Origin of the sequence: Arthrobacter sp. MYb213 (genome assembly GCF_002979915.1) — a bacterium.
Classification (GTDB): Bacteria; Actinomycetota; Actinomycetes; order Actinomycetales; family Micrococcaceae; genus Glutamicibacter.
Map to the genome: position 1 here is coordinate 191,165 of NZ_PCQA01000006.1, position 22,223 is coordinate 213,387.

The window sequence follows — 22,223 nt, forward strand, 5'->3', positions numbered from 1 at the left end:
TCGAGGAGGACCATGTCAACGAACCAGCCAGTCGACGCCTTGTTAACAACTCACGAAGCGCTGTTCTCCGAACGCGCGGCCGGGATCAAGCAATCCGCAGTTCGCGACGTCTTCGAATTGTCATTGGACCCCTCCCTTGTTTCGCTAGCTGGCGGCAATCCATACCTACAGGTACTCCCCCTGGAAAAAATTGGTGACATCGCCAAGCGCATCATCACCGAACAGGGCCCGGTGGCTTTGCAATACGGTTCAGGCCTAGGCACTCCTGAACTGCGCGAACAAATCCTTGAAGTGATGGCTGCCGAAGGTATCACCAATATCTCGGTTGACGATGTTGTTGTGACCAACGGTTCCCAGTCCGCGCAGGATATGGCCTGCAAGGTTTTCTGCAATCCCGGCGACACCGTACTCTGCGAAGACCCAACCTATGTCGGTGCGCTAAATACCTTCGAGGCTTACCAGGTGAAAGCCGCTCCGGTACTCACCGACGAGCACGGACTGGTTCCAGAAGCGCTACGTTTAAAGATTCACGAATTACGCGCCGCGGGCGAAACTATCAAGTTCCTCTACACGATTCCGAACTTCAATAACCCGTCAGGCATCACCCTGGCTGCCGAACGACGTCCGAAAATCGTGCAGATCTGCCGCGAAGAAGGCGTGCTGATCCTTGAAGATAACCCATACGGCATGCTGCGTTATGAGGGTGAAGCAGCCCCAACGTTGCGTAGCTTGGATGAAACGAATGTCATCTACATGGGTTCGTTCTCCAAGATTTTCTCCCCCGGCCTACGTATTGGCTGGGCTGCACTGCCAACTCATTTGTTCCGCCGCTTTTACCTTGCCGGCGAGGCGGTGGCACTATGCCCACCAACTTTGAATCAGATGATCATCAGCTCTTACCTCACCGAGCATGACTGGCGTGGACAGATCCAGACCTACAATGATCTCTACCGGTCCCGACGCGACGCGATGCTCGAAGCGCTGGCCGCCCATCTACCAGCCGGAATTACCCATACACATCCCGAGGGTGGATTCTTCATCTGGTTAACCTTGCCAGCAGGAATTGATACCTACGAACTTCTGCAAAAAGGCGTGGAAGCCGGTGTTATTTTCATTCCTGGTGCAGCTTTTAGCTCCTCCGAATCGGCACACCACAAACTTCGTCTGGCCTTCTGCGCCGTGGATGAAGCAACTATCACCGAAGGCGTCCGTCGTCTTTCTGCACTGTTGGAAACGGAAATCTCCAAGCTCGCTAGCTAGGTGCGTGGCCGGGCACTAGTCTGCCCGGCCTGCAAGGCTCGCTATCTCAAGCATCTTTTGTTCGGTCGCGCTCAAGGTGTGGTTCCGTGACCAAATGGCACGGAATTCGCGCAATAGACTTGGTCCTTCAAACTCAACTTCCACAAGTTTGCCTTGCTCAAGCGATCCAGCAACGGCTAACTGGCTGAGCACTGCCGGTCCCATTCCAGCAGCTACACACTGGCAAATTGTCGAATTACTATTAAATTCTGCAATCGGCTCGGGCCGTTCGGCATGGGAAATATAGTCCAGGAATGCGCGCGTTCCTGAACCGTCCTCACGCTCAATGAGCGCGGTACTTTGAAGCTCATGCACGCTGAGCGGAGAGTTTCGCTGTGCCCAAGGATGAGAAGGATCTACGACCACCGCCATGGCGTCATCCCAGACCTTTTGATAGCGCAGCGATTGAGGAATCTGCGGGGTCTCCACAAATCCGAACGTTAGTTCACCATTTTGTACCGCGGCGATCACATCTTGGGAATTCATGATGCGCATGCGCGGTTTCACCTGTGGCAGGTTTCGGTGAAGCGTACCGATCCATGACGGTGCCAGGTATTCGGCCACGGTCATGCTGGCTGCGAAGACCAGTTCGGTTCCGCCTTCACTTGCTAGGGTGCGCGCCCCGGCAGCCAAATTATCAAGGGAAGCCAGAACCTCTCGGGCCCATTGCACGGTGAGTACACCTTCGGCGGTCAGTGTGGATCCAGTGGTTTTTCGGATGACTAGTGGGTAGCCCAACCGTCGTTCTAGCGTCTTCAATGCGCGGGTAGCATTGGGCTGCGCAACGCCGACGGCTCGCGCCCCTGCACTCAGGCTCCCATGGTCCGCGATTCCTACTAGCAGTGTCAGCGATGAAACCTGAATCCATTGGGCAATATCTTGTAAGTCATTGGGAGGCCGATCCATATCATGATCATATGCCCGTGATAGCAGATCAAGGAATACCGAACCAGAGACAACCGTGAGAAGTTGAATATATGCAGAACAAGAGCCAGTCCCCAGACACAGATGATCCGCAACGTGAACCGTTGCCAGCGACACGGCTATCGACCTACGCCAGCATAAAATCTGTGGCCCCCGGGCTCGCCGTTTGTCTCGTCACCGGCCTGTTGTGCATTTTCGCAAGTCGATTCCTCAGTGGATTCAGTGCTCTCCTGTTAGCTATCCTGCTCGGTGCGCTCTGGCGCAATCTGGCCCCGGTACCCCAGGTCCTGAACCCCGGCATCGCGATCGCGTCAAAGAAGTTACTTCGCTTAGGCATCGTGTTCCTCGGCCTGCAACTATCCTTAGGTACCATCATTGGACTCGGCCCCGGGGTACTTTTGGTGGTGCTACTTTCAGTCGGCGTGACATTTGCAGCCACCTTGTGGATCGGTGGGAAAATGGGCATCGAGCTTCCCCAGCGACTTTTGATCGCCACCGGGTTTTCAATTTGTGGCGCAGCCGCAGTGGCGGGAACCGAGGGCGTCACCCGAGCCAAACAAGATCAGGTGGCCACTGCTATCGGACTGGTGGTACTTTTCGGCACGCTCATGATTCCGGCAATGCCGTTGTTGGGCGCCTTATTGGGCTTTGATGACCGCAGCACCGGGATGTTAATTGGTGCTTCAACCCATGAGGTCGCGCAAGTGGTGGCGGCCGGTGGATCGGTCAGTGCCGCAGCCTTGGCCGTCGCGGTGACAGTCAAGCTGGCCCGAGTGGTGCTACTAGCGCCAATCATTGCTGGTCTTGGACTTTATATGCGGCGCAAGCACTCGGTAGAAGGTGGGAAAAATCCGCCCCTGATCCCACTGTTCGTTCTAGGATTCATCGTGGCAATGCTGCTGCGCACCACCGGACTATTACCCGAGTCGTTGCTTTCGGTCATGCAGAACCTGCAGACACTCTTACTGGCGGCCGCGATGTTCGCATTGGGCCTAGGCGTGCATCTGCGCAGCATCGTGAAGTCCGGTGGTAAGGCGCTGGTGCTGGGTCTATGCGGCACCTTGGTGATCATCGTTGTGGCTACCGCCGGCACCATGCTTTTCCCTCCCGCATAGGACCGACTATAAGGTCTGCGCCACTATTCGATTCGGCCGCCAAAATCGGCAGCAATCTCTAAGGCCGTCCGTTGCAGGGCAGGGAGTATGTTTTCTGAAATAGTGGTGCTATTTGCACGGCCTGATTGCACCGATACATTTAGCGCCCCAAGCAGCTGACTACCACGGTAAACAGGCACGGCCACCCCGCGCAGCCCTTCGTCAAGTTCTTGGTTCACCAACGACCAACCTTGGGTGGCCACCCGATCCAGCTCCAAGTTCAACTCTTCGAGACCGGTGACAGTGTGTTCCGTGTAGCGACGCAGCTTAATTCCCTTCAAGAATTCAGCACGTTCAACGGCGCCTAGATTTGCGATGAGCACACGTCCCATGGAAGTCACCCAGGCAGGAAGACGATTTCCAATGGACACGTTCATCTGATGCAGACGCGGTGCAGACACTCTCTCTACATACAGGACGTCTTGGCCTTCGAGCACACACAATGAGGTGGTTTCGTCTAATTCCCGCGCCAACCGTTGCAGGTGTGAAATAGCAGCCCGAGGCAGCGTGAGTCCCGAAAGGTAGGCAGCACCTACATCGAGCACCCGTGGGGTTTGCCGGTAGGTATTTCCTTCAGCTGCCAGGTATCCAAGATCCACAAGCGTGAGCAGAAAACGCCGAGCCGATGCACGAGTCTGTTCGGTGGCCGTTGCTACCTGCGAAACCGTGAGCGCCGAATCTTCTCCCCTAAAGGCGAGCAATACCGCCAAGGTCTTCTCCGCTGATTTCACGTAATAGTCGGGCTGCTCTGCCACGATTTCGGTCCCCATTTTCACCTAGATGTACAGCCAACAGGCCAGTTACGAGCGGCTAAATCGATTGTGCTCAAACTGCGCCGCGAGACGAATTGGGGCGTTGGGTGCCCCGTATCCATCGTAGCCGTCGCGACGTTCAAGCACTTCAAAGAACATATTGCCAACGGTAGCGGTATAGAAGTGTAAGAACACTCCATTCTCGTCGCTATCGTAGAGCAGATTTAGTTCCTTCAAAGTCGCCAAGGACTTTTCGTCAATGTTAAAACGAGCGGCAAGATCTTCATAGTAGTTCGCCGGAACCTGCAAGAACTCCATACCGGCGGCTACTGCCCGGCGAGCCAACGCCACGACATCATCGGTACGCAAGGCTACATGCTCCGGATATTCGTGATTGCGGTCGATAGTTGCTTCCAATCCTTGCGGCACAATATTCAGAGCCAATCGCACCCCGCCATCGCTGGTGCGTAGCACCTGTGAGCGTACCAACCCCATTGGACTTGGCACTTCTGTTCCGGGACGCGCTTCTAAGTTCAGCACGCTGGTGTAAAAGAGCACCGATTCGTCAAATGCCTGCCACGGCTGAGCTAGATTAATGTGGTCAATTGACTCGATTCTTCCGGGTTCGGTGGGCTCCGTGAATCCCGGCAACACCCCGAATTCGGCCTCCCATGCCGTAGTTAACTCGGCGGAACCGAAGAAAACTTCGGTGGCATCGGGTGCGCGGAAACCCGCAAGTTCCTGTTCATCCTTGGTGTGATGGCGCGACACCGGTTTCGCCAGAAGATCCGTGGCACGCGCGCTGCCCGCGCTTGGGTCAGGGACCTGAATGCCAAGCCCGCTCACGCTCGCGGTAACCGCGCGGCTGCGCTGCGAGTTTACGATGATTCGTGCTTTCCCTGCCCGCCAAAGCTGCACAGGTTTGCGGCGATGCTGCCCGAGGAAGGAGAACCCTAGCTGGGTGAGCATTCCGGCTATTAGTTCAGGATCTTCTGTGCGAATTTCGGCGAAATCAAAGCCGTTGGCTTCTTGCACCTCGGGAAGAGCAACTAGGTTGAGGTTGTCGCGGACTTCTTCGCCCTGCAATACTGCGGCTGTCTGAGATTGCAGCCAAATCAGCGACCGTAGCCCGTCGATAGCGGTGAGTTCAACATTTGATTGACGGAAGACGTCGTTAAAAATCTCCAGTGAAATGATTCCGGAATATCCCGAACGGACCAGATAGCCGAGAAATACATCGAGCTCAAAGCCCCCCTCGCCAGGAAAAACCCTGTAGTGCCGCGACCAAGACAGGATGTCCAAGGACAACACTGGCGCATCAGCAAGCTGCACAAAGAAGATTTTTTCTCCGGGAATTTCGGCGATCTGCGCCGGATCATCCCCCCTCGAAAGAATATGGAAACTATCAATGCACAACCCCACATTGTCCCGATCCACCAGCTTCACGATCTCCCATGAGTGCTGGTAGGTATCCACATATTTGCCCCAGGCCAATGCTTCATAAGCAATTCGCACACCATACTGTGCCGCGAGATCGGCTAGTTGGCGAATCTGATCAACGAAGAGTTGATCATCGTTAATCGTTGCGGTCCCCACGTTGGAGCACAATAGAATGAGGTCCATGCCGAGGCGTTGCATCAGTTGGAATTTTGCTTCGGCCCGGCGCAAATTCTCTTCAAGAACTTTTTCGTCAACCCCTTCAAAATCTCGGAAGGGCTGGAAGAGATCTAGACTCAGTCCGAGCCTGGCGGCGAAGGCTTTGACCTCTTCAGGAGACATTGGACTGACAGTGAGGTCTTGCTCGAAGATTTCAATGCCGTCAAAACCCGCCTTCGCGCAGGCCAGCATTTTTTCTTCAAGGGTGCCTGAGAGGCAGACAGTGGCGATGGAAGTGCGCATCAGAAACCTGCCTCCAGCATTTCCAATAGGTGGGCGTGCATTCGGCCAGCATTCGGAGTCAGTCCGGTGATGATGCCAAACGCATCAAGAGCCTGACCCACGGCCATGTTCCCACCGTCCAACACCTGGCAGCCCAGCTCGCGGGCGGCTGTGATCAGCGCAGTATCCACCGGCCGATAAACGCAGTCTGCTACCCAGTGCTCGGCGGTGAGATTTGAAATGTCAATCGGCAATCCCGGATGGTGGTGCATTCCGATGGGGCTTGCATTGAGCAGACCATCAGCCTCGGCCAATGCGGCCGACGCATCTTCCGGGCGGATTGCCGTAATAGCTGCTTGCGGGAAATGAGCCTTCAGTTCAGTTACTCGCTCGGAGGCTCGCACGGCTTCCGGGTCTGAGATAATGAGTTCTTTTACTCCGTCAGCTAGTAGCGCGAAGGCCACCGCGGCCCCGGCGCCACCGGCACCGAGCTGTAGCACCCTATCTAGTTTTGCGTTCGGCAGCCCACCAGCCAAAGCCCAACCGAAACCCGATGCATCGGTGTTATATCCGTAGAATTTTCCGTCTTTGATAATCACGGTATTCACCGCGCCGATGGCGGTGGCGTTGTCACTTACTTCATCAAGGAAGTCAAGAACTACTTGCTTGCACGGGTGGGTAATGTTAAAAGCATTGAACCCTAGATCGGCACCTGATTGAAGGAGTTCGCCCACCGCCTGCGCGTCACGCCGCAAGGCAGTGAGGTCGATAGGCCGGTAAAGGTAGCGCAGCGCCTGCGCGTCCGCTTCGCGTTCATGCATGGGTGGGGTTAAGGACGGCAGGACACCGTCACCGATGAGTCCGACCAGATAGGACTGAGTAAGAGTACTCATGGTGTTGCCCAACTTTCCGTAATGCTTAACGCACATATTGCCATGCCTGTGATTTACATCTACTCTATATCAACGTACGTACTCCGTACAACTGTACGCATAGCGCACAGATTTTTTCTTGTTCATCAATTTATCTACGATCTTTCAAAGGAGTTTTCCGATGCCCTCCACACACGAACCGTCGGCTTCCCCCGTGCCTGGCACCGGGAAACGCACCCCGGTAAAGGCAGCCCTCGCCAGCTTCATGGGAAGCGCCGTCGAATACTACGACTTCTTCATCTTCGGCTCCGCAGCAGCGTTAATCTTCCCGCATATCTTCTTCCCGGACGCTGACGCCAACGCCTCGATCATGTCCCTGGCGACCTTCGGTTTTGCCTACATTGCCCGACCTATCGGCGCGGTAATCCTCGGGCACTTCGGGGATCGTATTGGACGGCAAAAAGTTCTAATGTTCACCTTGGTGCTCATGGGCGCCTCAACCTTCGCCATCGGTTGTTTGCCAACATTTGATCAGGTCGGCTGGCTTGCTCCGATTCTGCTCGTGTTCGCCCGGCTGTGCCAAGGGCTCTCGGCAGCCGGCGAGCAAGCGGGCGCCTCATCGATGACGTTGGAACACGCGCCAGATAATCGTCGCAGCTTCTTCACATCCTGGACATTGACTGGCACCCAAGGTGGCCAGATTCTCGCAGCGCTAATTTTCATCCCAGTGGTGGCACTGCCCGACGAGATCAAATACGGGATCGGCTGGCGTATTCCCTTCTGGCTTTCTGCAGTCGTAGTGCTCGTGACTTTCTTCATCCGCCGTTCACTGCACGAAACCCCAGAATTCGAAGAAGCAAAGAAAACGAACAACATCGCAAAGTTGCCGTTGGCGGTTCTGCTGAAGTTCCACTGGAAAGACGTGTTGCGTGTAGTTTTTTGTGCGTTTATTGCGGCAGTCTCCACGGTCTATGGAACGCTTGCCATCTCATATGGCAAGAACATTGGAAATATGGACGAATCCATCACCCTGTGGCTTGTAGTTGCAGGCAACATCGGGGCTCTCTTCACGCAACCGCTCTTCGGCAAACTGGCCGATAGCATCGGCCGCAAGCCGGTCTTCATCTACGGCGCAATTGCCTCCGCCGCGATCATGCCGTTCTACCTACGCAGTATGGAAACGGACAATGCGCTGTTGCAGTTCACCTTGTCTATTGCTGTCTTCTCCTGCGCCTATGCAGCAGCCAATGCCGTGTGGCCAAGCTTCTACGCCGAAATGTTCTCCTCTAAGGTACGTTTCTCCGGGCTGGCAATTGGCACTCAGCTAGGATTCCTTATGGCCGGCTTCGCCCCATCCATCGTTGCCGCTATCGGTGGTTTGGAACCAGGTGGCTGGGTTAAAATCAGCCTGTTCACTGCTGGAATTTCACTCATTGCAGTGTTCTCCGCACTGACCGCACGTGAAACCTACCGGGTGCCCACCTCCCAGCTAGGCAGCACCCCCGAGTTGGTAAATAAGTAAAGACTTCTTCACAGGACAAGCCCGGCATGAGCCCTACAAAAAGGTGGCGCTCATGCCGGGCTTTGTTGTGCCAAAGGTATGCAGCTAAACAGACTTAACTTCCCGCCCAAGCATCCTCTGGATATGTCTGGCCACTACATCTCGTCCGGGTCTATCCATCACTATCGTGTAATGGTTAGTATCTGGCACTTCTTCGATCTGCAGCCCGCGCAATTTCTGCCCCCACGACTGCACATATTCTTTGGTATACAGCCCTGGTTCGGCACCCATCAGCCCCTTCGGCGAGCGCAAGAAGGTCACTGGATGGCGCAATTCTTCCAAAGCTTTAAACAGTGAGGCTCCCCGGTGTAGTTCTGCCGTGTCCTCGGCCAATGCCTGATATTTCGTCGCTGGGCGCAGTTGTGGGGCGACTCCGTCGAGGTCGTATTTGATATATTCATCGACCAACTCGTTCCAGTTTTCGCTGAAGGCCGGGTGGGGTTTCCAAAATTCCCGGTAGGCGGCCACCGATTCGAAAGTCATCGACAAGCGTTGCGCTGCTGGGCCCAATACTGCTTCGATAATTTGTTCGTCATCCAAGCCCTCGGGCACCTGCAGTGGCAGTCCCCCATCAACAAGCAACAGCGAGGAAACGAGCTGTGGATACATATCCGCGAATACTAGGGAAACAAAAGCACCCATCGAGTGTCCAATCACCGGGATAGGGCCACTGGCAAAGTGTTCCACTACCTGTGCAAGGTCAGCCGCGTGTACCGGCATCCCGTAGGGTCCAGGTAACTGGTTGCTTCGTCCCCGGCCACGCAAGTCCGGTGCAATGACCCGCACCCCGGGCAGGGCCTGGGCCACCATGGCCCAGGCGATATGTGAGGCGGTCACTCCGTGGATGAGCAATACCGTCGGCGCCTGCGGATCTTCGGGTCCCCACAATCCCACCTGCAAGGGGCCACCTGTAACGTTTACCGTCTCGGTGCGGTAGTTGGTCGCAATCATCGGGCGCTCCACCCACCATCCATGGTGTAGGAAGCGCCGGTGACCATTCCCGCTTCGTCTTGAGCCAACCATGCCACCAAGGAAGCAACCTCTTCGGGCTCTACCAAGCGTTTGACCGCAGCCTCGGTAAGCATAATCTTCTCCACCACCTCGGAAGGGGCAATGCCGTGCATCTTCGCCTGATCTTGAATCTGCTTCTCCACCAACGCGGTGCGAACATATCCGGGATTCACGCAGTTACTTGTCACCCCATGCTCTGCACCTTCCAGCGCGGTGACTTTCGATAGGCCTTCCAGACCGTGCTTGGCCGAGACGTACGCGCTTTTGAAGGCGCTGGCTCGCAAACCATGCACGCTAGAAAGGTTGATGATCCGCCCGAAACCACGTTCGTACATCCCGGGAAGGGCCGCACGGATGAGCAGGAAGGGAGATTCAAGCATCAGCCGGTGAATGAGTCGCCACGCTTCGGGATCAAACTCATGAATCGGTGCTACGCGTTGCACCCCGGCGTTATTGATCAGAATGTCGGTATTAATACTTAGCTCTTCCAAAGCTTTAGTGTCTGCCAGATCTACCGCCCAGGATTTACCGCCCAGATCTTTAGCCACCTGATCAGCGGCGGCCGCATTCAAATCGGCCACAGTGACAATTGCCCCCTGCGCGCTGAGCCTCTTCGCGCAGGCCAACCCGATACCTGAGGCACCGCCGGTGATCAGCGCGGTACGTCCGGCCAACGAGCCCGAGGTAGAGCCAAGTATTGTTTTAGTTTCAGTCATCAGGCTCAACCTTTCACAGGCAGTTGTGCACCATCGGGCGCCAACGCACGATCAATAAAGTTCATCATTTCTTCAAATACTTCCTCGGGCACCTGGGGTCGATGCCCCTCAGCGTCCTCGGTTCCTTCCCAAAGCACCCAGCGCATACCCACTAATTCGCCAATACCCATCAGCGCCCAGGCAGCCACTTCAGGGTTCATCACCCGAATTTCACCGGTGCGCTGTGAAGCCTCAAGGCCTTGGATGTAGCCCTCCACGATTTTGCTGTAGTGGTTACGTAATGCTCCGGGTGACACAAACTCGGCCTGCCGAATGATCCGGTAAAGGGCTGGATGTTGCGCAGTGAAATGGAAGAAGGCCTTGAACCCTGCCCGCTCGGCGGCAAACCTATTTTCTGTAGCAGCGGATGCTTCGGTCATTGCCATGCGCACGCGTCGGTTCAGATCTTCCACTACCTCATCAAAGATCTCCTGCTTGCCCGCAAAATACAGGTAGAAGGTACCCAGCCCCACTCCGGCGCATTCGGTGATCTTCACAATCGACGCGTCGTGGTAGCCAGAAGTGGCAAAGACCTTTTCTGCCGCCGCCAGAATCTTGCTACGGGTCCGAGTCCCGCGTTGTGTCCGAGGTGTCACTGTACTCATGGCTACTCCTCCTCCCGTAGTGAAAGTTGTGCTGCCCGGCTCTGGTTACGTAGTTGCTGGCGAGAAACCTTTTCAATTCCGACTCGTGGCAGCGTCGTGGTGAATTTGAAGGTGTCCGGAATCTTAAAGCGTGCGAGTTTGCCGGCGCAATGAGCCGCCAGTTCCGTGGCATCAGCATGAGCATGCGTTTGTAAAACCACCCACGCTTGCCCCACCTCTCCCCACCGATCATCAGGAACTCCAATCACCGCAACTTCAGCCACTGCCGGATGAGTCAACAGCACTTGTTCAACTTCGGTAGGTGAGATATTTTCACCCCCGGAGATGTAAAGATCCTTGATCCGGTCAATGATCTTCAGATATCCCTCGGTGTCCCGGTGAACCAAATCTCCGGTATGTAACCACCCATCAACAAACGCCTGAGCGCTGGCAGAACTATCACGGAAATAACCCGGCGATACGCTCGGGCCACTGACCAGCAATTCCCCGTCCCCGGCCCCACGAATTTCTTCGCCGGTCACCACATCAACGAGCTTCACATTCACATGCGGGTAGGGCTTACCGGCAAACCCAATTTTGCTCATCGCTTCTTCGCTTGCCAGACATAGAACATTCGGTCCGGCTTCGCTCAGCCCATAACCCTGGACCAGCGCCACACCGCGCCCATGCCAGCATCGCAACAAGCTCGGCGCCATCGGGGCCCCACCGACCACTGCCAGCTTCAAGGCAGCCAAATCGGTGGAGTCAAAGTCTGGATGGGTAGCTAACATTCGGTAGTGCGCTGGAACGCCCATCATCTTGGTAACCTTGCGGTCTTCCAATAATTGCAGGGCGCGTCCAGCGTCAAAGGTCCGCTCCAGCACTACCGTGGCACCAACCCACCAGGCTAACAGTGGCTGAATATTCCAGCCGCCCAAGTGGTACTGCGGAAGCACCGCCAGGATGGTGTCCGCGCTGGTCAGATCCACGGTGCGCGAAAGTGCCAAATTATTCCAGAAACAGTTGGCGTGAGTCAGCACCACCGCCTTAGGTTTGCCCTCAGAGCCCGAGGTGAACACCATCAGTAACGGATCGTCATCGGTCGGAGTCAGTCCATGTAGTTCGGTGTCTAACCGAATGACTCGCTCAATACTTGCCTCGACGCCTACCGGCCCCATAACAACCGTGGGCACTGGAGCGATCAGCTGTGCGTTGCTTTGTTCGGCAAGCGTCTGAAACTCATCTTCAACGACCCAAAGCATCGGGTCGGCTTTCGATAATTGCTCCCCCAACTCCGCAGGGGTCAGCCGCCAAGAAAGAGGCACCAACACCAGTCCGGCCTTGGCACAGGCGAAAAACAACACCACCTGATCGGCACTGTTTCCCGAAAGCGTAGCGATCCTATCCCCCACACCAAAACCCGCAGTGACGAATTTCTGGGCTAAGCAAACCGCGCGTCGCTCCAGCTCTCGGTAAGTGGTCCGCACTCCACGATCATCGATGGCAATACGTTCCGGGGTGCTCAGCGACCGGTCCGTGGTCCAGCGCCCGAGTGTGTGCAGCCCAAGATCTCTTGTCATAGTCGTGTCCTAATTCCGCTTGGCTACTGAATTAGCTGATAAACGCTCACGTAACCGGCGCACCGCACCGGTGAGACCGCCAGGCATGAAGAGCACCACCAACACAAACAGTGCGCCCAGGATAAACAGTGGTTCGGACAGTGGCACATGCAAGATGGCTGGCAGCGACTCGACGGCGCTGGAGTTCGCGAAGGCACTCAATCGCTGATCCAGTAGCGTGTACAGCACTCCACCAATCACCGCACCCCACTTCGACCCAACCCCGCCGAGTACCACCATCACCAACAAGGTGATCGTGAAGTCAGCAGAAACTTGCCGAGGCACGGTTCCGGACTGCAAGAGCACAAACACCATGCCCACCGCTGCGGCCAGTACACCGGCCACCACAAAGATCAACAGTTTCGCCCAATAAGGCTGCAATCCCAGCACCCGGACCCGCAACTCGTTCTCGCGTACGGCGGCCGCCACATGCCCGGCACGTGAAGACTGCACCCAAGTAACCACCACAATCACTATCAACAAGGTCAGCAACGAGAGCCAATAAAGGTTGCGGGTATTGGCCACACCAATCAAAAAGTCTGGAATACCCGCGGTATCGGGGCTCACCCCCTCCTCACCACCGGTAGCTCCGCCCGGGTTACGACGAACCAGCACGCTGCCGGCCTGGGCAAAAGCCAGGCTCACCATGGCAAAAGGAATACCCGTCACCCGCAACGCGACCATGCCGGTGAATGTGGAAAGCACCAACGCCACCACCAGGGTCAACCCCATAGCCGGCAACAATGGCAAACCGAAGTTATTCAAAATAATCGCCAACCCATAGGACCCTGCACCAAAGTACAGCGCGTGCCCGAAGGACAATAGCCCGGCCACCCCAATGAGTAGGTGATAACTCAGCGCCGCGGCAGCCATCAACATGCACATCGCCAAAAGCTGCAAGGACCCCGGCTGATAAGTAGGGGTAGGCAAGATGCCTGGAATTGAGAGGTTCAGCAGCGGCAACGCCGCCATAAGCAGCAAGCCGGCCAGACCCAGCGTCCAGGCTTCAACCTTTGAACGCGGGTTTTTTGCCCCGCGTGCCGGTTGGACGCGAACCCGACGGGCTACCTTATCCACGGCAGTGACCGCAGAGGTGTTGTTGCGCTCGCCGGTAGATTCTTCCGAAGGCAAAGTATTCGTAGGTTCAGGGCTCATGCTGTCTTCCCCATCAATCCGGTGGGCTTGGTCAACAGGACGACCGCCAACAACACGATCACCACGAAGTCACCCATGCCCCAGTAGAAGTTTGTAATCTGTTGCAGCACCCCGACCACCACGGAAGCTATGGCGGCTCCCGCCAATGAACCAAGCCCGCCGATCACGGTGACGATAAACGCGAAGATCAGCAACGATCCGCCCAGAGCCGGGGACACATATCCGAAGTAGTGGCTTGCCAATACCCCGCCAATGCCGGCCGCGGCACCACCAATGGTGAACACCAAGGTGAAGGCCTTGCGTACATCGATGCCGAGCGCGGTCACCATAGAACGGTTCTCCACACCGGCGCGGATGATCATTCCGTAGCGGGTCTTCTTCAAAAACAGCACCACACCTAACAACACCAGCGCTGCCACGATAATGGTGACAAATCGGTCGTTGGGCACCTGGGCGCCAAGTACGTCGGTGGTTCGGGTGAACCACTCGGGTCCCTTGGTGTACTGCGAGTCGGTTCCCCACACACCTTCAAAGATTGCTACTGCCGCCAGCGACAAACCAACGGTCACCAGCACCTGTTCAATATGCCGGTTGTACAGCGGACGAATCAGCGCAAATTCGGTCAGGGCCGCAAATACTCCGCCGACCGCGGCGCCGATGACCAGCGTGATAATAAAGGTCAACCAGGTACCCTCACCAATGCGTCGGGACATCTCCCAAGAAACAAAGGCTCCCAGCGTCAAGAAGGCACCATGGGCAAAGTTCAGCACGCCCATCAGTCCGTATATCAGTGACAGCCCGGAGGCCACCAAGAAGTACAGGGCTCCAAGCCCAACACCGGTAATCAAAAGGAGTATCAGGGTGCTCATAGCATCCCTCCGCTAGTTGTGTCGGCGGATTGCTCCACCGCGCCTTCGCTTTGCACACCCAAGAACCGCTGGGTCAGTGCCTCATCATTGAGGAAATCGGTGGCAGATTCGGTACGGTGCACTACCTTTCCTCCGGAGAGGATGATCGCGCCAGCGGCCAGTTGGCGGACCACCGCGAGGTTCTGCTCCACCAGCAGGATCGGCACACTTTGAGCTGCCACGGCGAGCGCCTGCGCAACCTCCTGCACGATTTTTGGCGCCAGGCCCTTGGTTGGCTCATCGACCAACAGCAACTTGTTGTCGTTTAATAATGCACGGGCCAGCGACACCATCTGTTGCTGGCCGCCCGAGAGCGAACCGGCCGCCTGGTGCGCACGCTTGACCAGATCGGGGAAGAGCTCGTCAACTAATTGGCGGTTGGGGTGTTCGTCGCGTTCTGCAAGTTTCAGGTTTTCGGCCACGCTCAGCGCGGAGAATACCTCCCGGTCTTCGGGTACATAGCCCACACCCCGTTGGATGATCTTGTGCGTCGGAACCTTTTCGATTCGCTCTCCGGCCAACTCGATGGTTCCACCGGTACGCGTAATCAGGCCGATGATTGACTTGATGGTGCTGGTCTTACCCACACCATTGCGGCCAAGCAGCGCGGTAATGCCGGTGGCAGGTACTTCAAAATCGACCCCGTCCACCACTTGGGAGCCATCGATGGCGGCACGCAGACCCTGGACCCGGAGGATTGGTTCAATATTTTCCGGGATCATCTAAGCTGCTCCCTGTCCGAGATAGGCACTTTGTACCGTCTCATTAGCGATAATCGCATCCGGTTCATCGATGGCCAATAGGCTGCCGTTATGCATCACAGCAACTCGGTCGGCAAGCCCGAGCACCACGTCCATGTGGTGTTCGACCATCATCAGCGTGCGCCCTGATTCGCGGTGCATGCGGCGGATGATTTCCACCAGGCCGGGGACATCACCGGAGCCGACTCCCGCCATTGGTTCATCAAGCAAGATCACCGCTGGGTCGGATGCGAGCAACATGGCAATCTCAACCTTGCGCTTATCACCGTGGGAAAGATCTGCAGCGCGGGCGTGCGCCTTAGCTTCGAGCCCCACTTGCCTGATGCAATCCTCGGCAATCTCGCCAGCTTTATCCCCGCTGCGCGGGAAGCTAAGCAAAGACAGCGACTTTCCGAGCTTGGATTGGGCGGCCAACCGGATATTTTCGGTGACGTCCAATCCTGGGAATAGTGAAGAGGTTTGAAAGGTGCGCCCCAGCCCGGCGGCTGCACGAGCGTGAATCGGTAGCTTGTCCATGGTTCGTCCGGACATCGCGATGGTACCGCTGGTTGCCTTGAGCACCCCGGAGATGAGGTTGAACAAGGTGGTTTTTCCGGCGCCGTTGGGACCGATCACGCCGATCATTTCGCCGGGCTGCACGGTGAAGCTGACATCTTCAAGGATGCGAGCTCCACCGATCTGCAGTCCCACGCCTTGAAGTTCCAAGGCTGGTGTTGTCTTCTGCATGGGGGTTTACCTTTGTGAGTTTCTGGTGCGTGAGGCGAGAAGATTAGTTAACAACCTCTGGAGGTGCGACTTCTTCGCCCGGCACGGTCTCCACAAGTTCTGGAATCCACTTCTCGCCGTCCTTGGACAAGGACACCTGGTACATGTTCTGGATCAGTGCGTGATCCGAGGCGCGTACGGTTGTTTCTCCCTTAGGACCTTCAAAACTCCAGCCTTCGAGCGAGGTGACCATTTTTTCGACGTCGTCCCCACCCTCGGAGACCGCCTGGGCAATCATTTGTCCGGCGACAAATCCATCAGGAGAGAACAGATCAACTTCCTTGCCTGCTTCTTCAATGGAAGAGATCATAGACTTTTCAACCTCGGTGCCGGCAGCACCCGGGAAGTAATGGTTGAGGAAGGAGATCTTTTCCCCGGCGTCACCGAAAGCACCGTAGGTAGCCACGTCGCCCAAACCGGTGACGATTGGCGCAACGTCGAAGGCCCCTTGCTGATCAAGTGCCTGCCACATGGAACCGGAGGTTGCCCCAGCCCAGGCTGCGAAGACCAGGTCTGGTTTAGCATCTACCAGCTGGCGTGCGAAGGGGGTGAACTCGGTGACATCCTCGGGCACGAGGATGGAGCTGACCTTGGCGCCCTCCATGCCAAGGATCGCGTCAACGGCGGCCAAATTGCCTTGCCCAAACGCGTTGTCCTGAGCAAAAACCGTGACCTTCTTGTCCTTCAGATCATCAACGAAGGTACCTGCGGTAGCCACATCCTGCATGGACTGGCGCCCCGAGCGGAAGGTGTATTTGTTCGCACCGGTGACGGCATCAGTTGCTGCGGGACCGGAAATGTAAAGCACCTTGTTCTGCGCTGCCTGCTCCACAAGCTTCAGCGCGATACCAGATGAGGCGGTACCGGCGAGGATCTTATAGTCCTTGCCGATCAGCTCTTTGGCGACGGTCACTGCCTTATCCGGATCTCCGCCATCATCGTGATAGGTGATGTTCAGTTCGGTATCGCCGACCTTGTTGGTGCCGTCGGTAGCGTAGTCGAGGCCTGCTTGTAGCCCTTCGTAGTAAGCATCCCCGTAAGCGGCCAGAGGGCCGGTCTTCGAGTAAACAATGCCAACGTTGACAGTCTTCGCGCCGTCGCCGCCTTCTGTGCTGGTTCCGGTCTCGGCGGTGGGTGCGCAGGCGGTTAATGCCAACCCGGCGCTAAGTGTCAGTGCCGTTACGACCTTGCTGCTTCGCTTCACGTGTCTAGCCTTTCCTCGCGGGGCGTCCCATGCTTGGAACAGGTCCCGAAGTGAAATTGTGCGGAGTGTGATTCCCCAAACCTGAAAGGTGATTCAGGTTACACATTAAAGCTATGGTGACCATTCAGGGCAGTCAATGGATTTTGCGCACAGAATACTTGAAAGCTCGTGCATTTTCGCAAAGCCATCGTGCGCTCTTGGCCCCTCCAGGGCCGAAGCAGGCCGTTTTAAGCCGCCCAAGTCAGAGATTTTGGGCCTGCAGAACACCATTATGGTCGCCTCGATGCCCTTGGTAGAGCACCGTGCTAACGTACGAATTGGCGCGCTCGAAACGCGTTCTGTTCTCCATCGACTCGGCAACCGCGAAAGACTCGATCATGTTTACCGGCCTCAGCGCATTCCCACTTACCCCGCTGGTCAACGACCAATTAGATGAACCCGCTTTCTGCGCTCTCATCGAACGCCTGCACCACGCAAGGGTAGATTCCATTACCGCGCTTGGCTCCACCGGTTCCTACGCTTATCTCTCAGCGCAAGAACGCGCCCGGGTTGCTCAGCTAGCGGTTGAGCATGCCGGGGACACACCGGTCTTTGTCGGAGTTGGTGCGCTGCGCACCTCACAGGTTCTAGCCCATGCCACGGCCGCACAACGCGCTGGAGCCTCAGGACTACTGCTAGCACCCATGAGCTATCAGCCGCTGACCGAGGCAGATGTCTTCGAGCTGTTTCGCACGCTTACCGAACACAGCGACCTGCCGGTGATCGTCTATGACAATCCCGGGACCACGCATTTCTCTTTTAGCCTCGACCTCTACCGGCGCCTGGCCGAGCTACCCGGTATTGCCTCAATCAAAATTCCGGCAGTTCCACCCGAAGCGACGAAAGCCCAGGAACACGTAGCTCAAATTCGCGAAGTCATTCCCGAACATGTGAGCATCGGGGTATCCGGTGACGCGTCGGCTGCCCAAGGCTTATCCGCAGGCTGCGACGCGTGGTATTCGGTTATCGGTGGCACCTTGCCCGAACTGGCATTACGGATCACCCGCGCAGCCCAAGCAGAAAACTCTACCGAGGCACTGGCCGAATCGGCACGACTAACCCCACTCTGGGAGCTATTTACCGAGTGTGGCGGAAGCCTGCGCGTAGTCGCAGCCATCGCCGAACAGCTGGGCCTGGCTCAGCGATCGTGCCTTCCACTGCCGATTTTAGGACTGGATAATAGCGACCGGGCACGCGTAGGCGCATGCCTGGCGCAACTAGGCCTCTAGATTTGCCAGCGCTTAGGACTCGATCAGTCCGCGCCCCACGATCAACTGCATGATCTCGTTGGTACCTTCCAGAATCTGATGTACTCGCAGATCACGAACGATCTTTTCTAGCCCATATTCGCTGAGGTATCCGTATCCACCATGTAGTTGGATCGCGGTGTTGGCAGCGTTAAAACCTGCGTCGGTGGCCACTCGTTTGGCCATCGCGCAAAGTCGTACGGCGTCTGGAGCCTTCGCATCCAGGGCCGCAGCGGCCCTGCGCAACAGGCTGCGCGCGGCTTCTAATTCCATATCCATGTCGGCAAGTTTGAACACCAAAGCTTCTTGTCTGGTCAGCGGACCACCAAAAGCTTCGCGTTCTTTAAGGTACGCCACCGACTTTTCCAGAGCGAGCTGCCCGCCACCGATGGAGCAAGCACCGATATTCAACCGACCACCGTTGAGGCCACTCATTGCAATCGAGAAACCCTGCCCTTCGGCGCCCAAGAGGTTGCTTGCAGGGATACGCACATCCTGCATGAAGACCTGCCGTGTGGGTTGGGCATTCCAGCCCATCTTCTTTTCCTTTGGGCCAAATGATAGCCCTGGAGTATCTGCGGGAACGAGGAATGCGCTGATCCCTTTCGCACCGGTATTGGCGGTCCGTGCCATCACTAGATACAGCGCGGAAGAGCCAGCCCCGGAAATGAACTGTTTGGCGCCATTGAGGACGTATTCATCTCCGTCCAAGACTGCACTGGTACTTAGCGCCGCTGCGTCCGAGCCGACACCTGGTTCGGTCAAGCAATAAGATCCAAGATCCGACATGGCTGCCATCATCGGGATCCAAGTGGAACGCTGTTCGTTGGTTCCATAACTATCGATCATCCACACCACCATGTTATGGATGGAAATGTAGGCGGCGATGGTAGGGCAGGCTTTCGATAATTCTTCGAAAATCAAGACAGCGTCGCTACGTGTGAGTCCGGAACCACCATGCTCTTCGCTGACGTAGATGCCACCGACGCCTAGTTCGCCAGCCTCGGCCAACACATCAACGGGGAAATGTTCCTTCTCATCCCATTCCAAAGCATGAGGGGCAATTTTCTCTGCGGCAAAATCTCGAACCGCTTCAACCAGCTCACGTTGTTCCTCGTTGAGCTCAAACATGACAAACCCTTCCTGACCACCACTCGTTGTGATCCACACTACATCGATTGTGTTGTCATTAAATCCGCAGGACAACTAAGGATCAATGAAACTCGGTCTCACCTAAACACTTCGTGCAGCTTGGGCAATGAGTTCCCCCGGCTGCGCCTGCGCCTGCGCCTGCGCGTCATAGTGCTCCCTGCTCCAGAACATCTCGGCCATACTAGGAATCATGGACCCCAGCTCAACTGCACCGACAAACCAGCCAGTGATACCCCGACGTGCCGCCAGCGTCCTGATGATTCGGGAAGGCGCTCAGGGGTTAGAAGTTTTCATCCAGCATCGCGTGTCCACGATGGACTTCGCCGCCGGAATGGTTGTTTACCCTGGCGGTCGGGTTGATGCCCAAGACGTGGCCGAGGCTCAATCGGAGGCAATTCCGCATGCGTTAGCCGTGGAGCACGCAGAGTTGTGGAAAGACTCATCGATCTGGGAGAAGGACGAACAACAAGCTGTGCTGGACGCCGGAACCTTACTGGCAGCTGCGCGACGTGAAATCTTTGAAGAAACCGGCGCACAATTAGATGTCACTCAGCTGCGCCCGTGGGCCAACTGGATTACTCCCCCAGATAATTCCAAACGCTTCGACACCTTTTTCTACGTAGCCCAGGTTCAGCCAGGCCAAGAACCGACGCACCAGACCACAGAGGCTGACAATTCGGAATGGATCAGGCCAGCAGAGCTATTTGCCCGGTTCGAGCGTGGCGAAGTGGGACTCATGCGCCCAACCCGAACCACATTGGAAGACCTTGCGGCGTTGGGCACCGTGGCAGCCGCGATGAGCGTAGCAACGCCTATCGTGACGGTTCGTCCTCAGCGCATGCCGCCGGCAACGGATTCTAAGAAGGAAATGACCAGCTAATCGCAGACGCCGGTTGGCTCAACAACGAACAACCCCGAAATGCTTTGCGCATTTCGGGGTTGTTTATGTGCTCTAAGAACTCTTACCGCGGGCTAAAACGGGTACTGCTTATCGGTGGTTTGCACACCGATCCAATGGTCGGTGGTGAATTCCTCGATGGCCCATTCGCCGTTGAAGCGGCCCAGTCCGGAGTTCTTTTCTCCACCGAACATCACATGTGGTTCATCGTTGACGGTGATGTCATTAATATGGGTCATCCCTGCCTTGATTCCCCGGGCAAAGCGCACACCCTTCTCAATGTCGGTGGTGAAGACCGCGCTGGATAATCCGAACTCGGTATCGTTAGCTAACGCAAGCGCGTGCTCCTCGTTATCGGCCTTAACGATGCCAACTACCGGACCGAAGATCTCTTCACGGAACAACTCCATCTCGCTGGTGACATCGGCAAACACATGAGGCGGAATCACCCGGCCAACAATCTCTCCAGCCACTACCTCGCGGGCGCCTTCACTTCGCGCTTGTTCGATCTTGCCGCGCACGCTGGCCACCTGCGAGTCGTTGATGATTGGTCCGACAACGTTTTCCGGGTTGGCCACATCGCCATATTTGATGGTGGCCACGTGGGCCGCGAACTGCTCGACAAATTGGTCGTACACCGGAGCTTCGACAATAATTCGGTTAATCGCCATGCAGATCTGACCCTGGTGCAAGAACTTACCCATCGCCGCGGCGCGAACCGCTTGCTCCATATTTGCGTCGGCAAGCACCACGAACGGCGCGTTTCCGCCTAGCTCCAGCGCCACCCGCTTCATATGTTTGCCCGAGACGGCAAGTTTTCCCACATTCTGCCCCACCGGGGTGGACCCGGTGAAGGAAATGAAGGACGGAGCCTTATGAGCTACGAAGTGATCACCAATCTCGGCGCCCGAACCAATGACCACGCTGAAAACACCGGCAGGTATTCCAGCAGCTTCAAAGGCCTTAGCCAATACCAGCGCACCGACCAGAGGTGTGTCACTGGCTGGCTTGAGCACCACCGCATTGCCTAACGCTAAGGCGGGAGCTACCGAACGCTGGGAGAGCAACATCGGGAAGTTCCACGGGCTAATCACCCCGACTACGCCTACCGGTTCGCGGTACACCCTGTTTTCCTTGCCGGCACTGTTGGAAGGCAGGATTTGGCCGTGCACGCGCGTTGGGTAGGTTCCGGCTTCACGGGTTGCGGCGATAGTTCCAGAAACTTCCACATTGGCCTTGAGTACCGAGGAACCAGACTCAGCCACAAGTAGCTCAACGAGGCCATCATAATTAGCTTGCAGGTAGTCAGCGGCCTTGTTCAGCACGGCTGCGCGTTTGGCAGGAATGAGCGCCGCCCAGCCGCGTTGTGCTTCGGCGGCCTTCTCATAGGCTTCGTCGACGTCGTCGGTGGACGCCTGACTAATTTCAGCAAGTACCGAATCGTCAAATGGATTGCGGGTGACCAGCGTTGCGGCGCTACGTCCTTCGCGCCATTGCCCGGCAATAAAAAGCTGTGCCGGTAGTTGATCTAGGAACGCCGGTCGGTTGGATACTACTTGATCGGTCATGGACTATCCCTTCCCACGGTGAGGCGCTAACCTCACATCGAATCGAGCTCTTAGCCTCATTCTTCGCGGGAAGCGAGCGATCTTCAAGACTCTTATCGCACAGCGCAATTACTAGCC

20 protein-coding genes are annotated in these 22,223 nt (G+C 56.4%); 5 read left to right on the forward strand and 15 right to left on the reverse strand.

Going from position 1 to position 22,223, the window contains the following annotated elements:
* Positions 1 to 12: 12 nt before the first annotated feature.
* Positions 13 to 1,260 (forward strand): aminotransferase-like domain-containing protein, encoded by a 1,248-nt coding sequence (locus CQ011_RS14700; RefSeq protein WP_105678452.1) that lies wholly within the window; start codon positions 13 to 15, stop codon positions 1,258 to 1,260.
* A 15-nt stretch (positions 1,261 to 1,275) separates the two neighbouring features.
* On the opposite strand, the gene CQ011_RS14705 is transcribed toward CQ011_RS14700, so the two are convergent.
* Positions 1,276 to 2,205: a LysR substrate-binding domain-containing protein gene (locus CQ011_RS14705; protein WP_105678453.1), complete on the reverse strand. Its 930-nt coding sequence runs from the start codon at positions 2,203 to 2,205 to the stop codon at positions 1,276 to 1,278.
* Between the two features lie 71 nt (positions 2,206 to 2,276).
* Here CQ011_RS14705 and CQ011_RS14710 point away from each other — a divergent pair, with 71 nt between their 5' ends.
* Entirely contained in the window at positions 2,277 to 3,338 is a 1,062-nt protein-coding gene (locus tag CQ011_RS14710) for a YeiH family protein (protein WP_105678454.1), read from the forward strand.
* 23 nt (positions 3,339 to 3,361) lie between these two features.
* Here the strand turns inward: CQ011_RS14710 and CQ011_RS14715 are convergent, their stop codons facing one another.
* From CQ011_RS14715 to CQ011_RS14725, 3 genes are read right to left on the reverse strand one after another with little or no spacing between them, the layout of a single operon-like run.
* Complete coding sequence (locus CQ011_RS14715) at positions 3,362 to 4,147, reverse strand: IclR family transcriptional regulator domain-containing protein (protein WP_286161218.1); 786 nt, start codon at positions 4,145 to 4,147, stop codon at positions 3,362 to 3,364.
* Positions 4,148 to 4,177: 30 nt separating this feature from the next.
* Positions 4,178 to 6,028: a bifunctional sugar phosphate isomerase/epimerase/4-hydroxyphenylpyruvate dioxygenase family protein gene (locus CQ011_RS14720; protein WP_105678455.1), complete on the reverse strand. Its 1,851-nt coding sequence runs from the start codon at positions 6,026 to 6,028 to the stop codon at positions 4,178 to 4,180.
* On the reverse strand, positions 6,028 to 6,900 hold the full coding sequence (locus tag CQ011_RS14725; RefSeq protein ID WP_105678540.1) for a shikimate dehydrogenase: 873 nt from the start codon (positions 6,898 to 6,900) through the stop codon (positions 6,028 to 6,030). The genes CQ011_RS14720 and CQ011_RS14725 overlap by 1 nt, the downstream gene beginning before the upstream one ends.
* A gap of 160 nt (positions 6,901 to 7,060) precedes the next feature.
* Here CQ011_RS14725 and CQ011_RS14730 point away from each other — a divergent pair, with 160 nt between their 5' ends.
* The gene (locus CQ011_RS14730) at positions 7,061 to 8,401 is read left to right on the forward strand and encodes an MFS transporter (protein ID WP_105678456.1); all 1,341 of its coding nucleotides are present in this window, start codon (positions 7,061 to 7,063) and stop codon (positions 8,399 to 8,401) included.
* Between the two features lie 84 nt (positions 8,402 to 8,485).
* Here the strand turns inward: CQ011_RS14730 and CQ011_RS14735 are convergent, their stop codons facing one another.
* The 9 genes from CQ011_RS14735 to CQ011_RS14775 form a co-directional block, all read right to left on the reverse strand.
* On the reverse strand, positions 8,486 to 9,391 hold the full coding sequence (locus CQ011_RS14735) for an alpha/beta fold hydrolase (RefSeq protein WP_181148142.1): 906 nt from the start codon (positions 9,389 to 9,391) through the stop codon (positions 8,486 to 8,488).
* On the reverse strand, positions 9,388 to 10,167 hold the full coding sequence (locus CQ011_RS14740) for a 3-hydroxybutyrate dehydrogenase (protein WP_105678458.1): 780 nt from the start codon (positions 10,165 to 10,167) through the stop codon (positions 9,388 to 9,390). Before CQ011_RS14740 ends, CQ011_RS14735 begins: the two co-directional genes overlap by 4 nt.
* A 5-nt stretch (positions 10,168 to 10,172) precedes the next feature.
* Positions 10,173 to 10,811 (reverse strand): TetR/AcrR family transcriptional regulator, encoded by a 639-nt coding sequence (locus tag CQ011_RS14745; protein WP_105678459.1) that lies wholly within the window; start codon positions 10,809 to 10,811, stop codon positions 10,173 to 10,175.
* A 2-nt stretch (positions 10,812 to 10,813) separates the two neighbouring features.
* Positions 10,814 to 12,370 (reverse strand): class I adenylate-forming enzyme family protein, encoded by a 1,557-nt coding sequence (locus CQ011_RS14750; RefSeq protein ID WP_105678460.1) that lies wholly within the window; start codon positions 12,368 to 12,370, stop codon positions 10,814 to 10,816.
* 9 nt (positions 12,371 to 12,379) lie between these two features.
* On the reverse strand, positions 12,380 to 13,381 hold the full coding sequence (locus tag CQ011_RS14755) for a branched-chain amino acid ABC transporter permease (protein WP_105678541.1): 1,002 nt from the start codon (positions 13,379 to 13,381) through the stop codon (positions 12,380 to 12,382).
* Positions 13,382 to 13,560: 179 nt separating this feature from the next.
* A complete protein-coding gene (locus tag CQ011_RS14760) occupies positions 13,561 to 14,433 on the reverse strand; it encodes a branched-chain amino acid ABC transporter permease (RefSeq protein ID WP_105678461.1) in 873 nt (290 codons plus the stop codon).
* Complete coding sequence (locus CQ011_RS14765) at positions 14,430 to 15,194, reverse strand: ABC transporter ATP-binding protein (protein ID WP_105678462.1); 765 nt, start codon at positions 15,192 to 15,194, stop codon at positions 14,430 to 14,432. Before CQ011_RS14765 ends, CQ011_RS14760 begins: the two co-directional genes overlap by 4 nt.
* Positions 15,195 to 15,959: an ABC transporter ATP-binding protein gene (locus tag CQ011_RS14770; protein WP_105678463.1), complete on the reverse strand. Its 765-nt coding sequence runs from the start codon at positions 15,957 to 15,959 to the stop codon at positions 15,195 to 15,197.
* A 43-nt stretch (positions 15,960 to 16,002) separates the two neighbouring features.
* Positions 16,003 to 17,202 (reverse strand): substrate-binding domain-containing protein, encoded by a 1,200-nt coding sequence (locus CQ011_RS14775; RefSeq protein ID WP_105678464.1) that lies wholly within the window; start codon positions 17,200 to 17,202, stop codon positions 16,003 to 16,005.
* Positions 17,203 to 17,579: 377 nt separating this feature from the next.
* Between CQ011_RS14775 and CQ011_RS14780 the strand changes: the two genes are divergently transcribed.
* Positions 17,580 to 18,470, forward strand: coding sequence for a dihydrodipicolinate synthase family protein (locus CQ011_RS14780; RefSeq protein ID WP_181148150.1), 891 nt, complete (start codon positions 17,580 to 17,582; stop codon positions 18,468 to 18,470).
* A 12-nt stretch (positions 18,471 to 18,482) separates the two neighbouring features.
* Here CQ011_RS14780 and CQ011_RS14785 read toward each other — a convergent pair whose 3' ends face one another.
* Positions 18,483 to 19,619, reverse strand: coding sequence for an acyl-CoA dehydrogenase family protein (locus CQ011_RS14785; protein WP_105678465.1), 1,137 nt, complete (start codon positions 19,617 to 19,619; stop codon positions 18,483 to 18,485).
* Positions 19,620 to 19,830: 211 nt separating this feature from the next.
* On the opposite strand from CQ011_RS14785, the gene CQ011_RS14790 reads away from it, so the two are divergent.
* On the forward strand, positions 19,831 to 20,520 hold the full coding sequence (locus CQ011_RS14790) for an NUDIX hydrolase (RefSeq protein ID WP_105678466.1): 690 nt from the start codon (positions 19,831 to 19,833) through the stop codon (positions 20,518 to 20,520).
* Positions 20,521 to 20,612: 92 nt separating this feature from the next.
* On the opposite strand, the gene CQ011_RS14795 is transcribed toward CQ011_RS14790, so the two are convergent.
* The gene (locus tag CQ011_RS14795; RefSeq protein ID WP_105678467.1) at positions 20,613 to 22,106 is read right to left on the reverse strand and encodes an aldehyde dehydrogenase family protein; all 1,494 of its coding nucleotides are present in this window, start codon (positions 22,104 to 22,106) and stop codon (positions 20,613 to 20,615) included.
* Positions 22,107 to 22,223: the final 117 nt, after the last annotated feature.